At 59.9% G+C, this 1,558-nt stretch carries 2 protein-coding genes; one reads left to right on the forward strand and one right to left on the reverse strand.

Annotation, left to right across the window (positions count from 1 at the left end):
- A partial coding sequence (locus WBF74_RS04335; RefSeq protein ID WP_424435713.1) for an MOSC domain-containing protein occupies positions 1-598 on the reverse strand: 598 nt, incomplete at its 3' end.
- Positions 599-792: 194 nt separating this feature from the next.
- On the opposite strand from WBF74_RS04335, the gene WBF74_RS04340 reads away from it, so the two are divergent.
- A partial coding sequence (locus WBF74_RS04340; protein WP_424435716.1) for a Clp protease N-terminal domain-containing protein occupies positions 793-1,558 on the forward strand: 766 nt, incomplete at its 3' end.

Here is a 1,558-nt window from a genome sequence, read left to right on the forward strand (position 1 = left end):
GAAACACACCTTCAAACTCCACCTCGCCCACGCGAAAGCGTTTCCCGACCCAGTCGTGATCTTCGAAGGGCGCCAGCCCGTCAATATAGACGTTGCCGCGAAAGCGCAGCGGGTGAACATGCGCGCCAATCTTTTCTTCAAGGGCACGCACGCTTGCCATATTGATGAAGGAAACGAGTTTTGCCGGGGCATCCGAGTGGGAGAAGCCTGGTGCATGAACGACGCGCGGGCGCCCGCGCAGTTCTTTCTCCATATAGGTCGAGAGGAAATCTTCGAGCGCCTTCCGGCCTTCATCGCTCATCAGATTGGCCGCCAGAACCTCGCTGCTGTCGAGCGAGACATGGAGCGTCGATGTGGCATCTTCATAGCGCGTCTTGAGAGTGGCCAGCCGCTCGTCGCGCATCAGCATGAGAAACTTGATCTTCGGGAAGTGCTTTGGCGCGGCCGGATCGAAATCATGTTTGCCGTTCTCGATGGCAAAGGCCCGGTCGGCAGGAAAGGTGCCGCCCTTCTCAAGCGTCGCACTCGCCAGCGCCTCGGGCGAGAGCCCCTTGACGGGGTAGCGGTAGAGACCGACGATCCTTGAACTGTCTCCCATCACCTCTCCTTCAGATTTACGAATTCGGCGGAATTTCGCGGCAAGATGTCAGGAGATTGCCCCTTGTGTGACTATCAGGCAACACCAATATCTCCTGCGAACAGGTGCCTTTGAGGGCCTGTTCGCATGTGGAGGCGCAAAAGATGGTGCGGGAGAGACCGGCTGTCCAGACGCGTGCTTGAAAGGGAAGATAGATGGATCTCGAAAAATACACAGACCGGAGCCGTGGCTTTATCCAGTCTGCACAGGGGCTGGCACTTCGCTCCGGACATCAGCGGTTTACACCCGAGCATTTGCTGAAAGTTCTGCTTGATGACGAGGAGGGCCTCGCCGCCGGTCTTATCCGTGCGGCTGGAGGCCGCCCGGATCAGGCGCTGACGGGCGTTGAGACGGCGCTTTCGAAGATGCCCAAGGTGGAAGGCTCCGGTGCGGGCCAGCTTTACCTCGCGCCCGAAACAGCCAAGGTTTTCGAACAGGCCGAGCAGATCGCGAAGAAGGCCGGCGACAGCTATGTCACCGCCGAGCGGCTGCTGCTTGCCATGTTGCTTACGCCGGGCACGGAAGCCGAAAAGATTCTCAAGACAGCGGGCGTTACGCCGCAATCGCTGAACGCTGCCATCGAGCGCGTGCGCAAGGGTCGCACGGCGGACAGCGTCAGCGCGGAAGATGCCTATGATGCGCTCAAGAAATATGCGCGCGACCTCACCGCGGATGCGCGGTCTGGCAAGCTTGATCCGGTGATCGGGCGTGACGAAGAGATTCGGCGCACGATCCAGGTTCTCTCGCGCCGCACGAAGAACAATCCCGTGCTGATCGGTGAACCGGGCGTGGGCAAGACCGCCATTGCGGAAGGGCTTGCGCTGCGAATCGTCAATGGTGACGTGCCGGAGAGCCTCAAGAACAAGACGCTGATGGCGCTTGATCTCGGTGCGCTGATTGCCGGGGCGAAATATCGTGGTG

Source organism: Parvibaculum sp., from assembly GCF_049672805.1.
In the GTDB taxonomy this organism is placed as follows: Bacteria; Pseudomonadota; Alphaproteobacteria; order Parvibaculales; family Parvibaculaceae; genus Parvibaculum.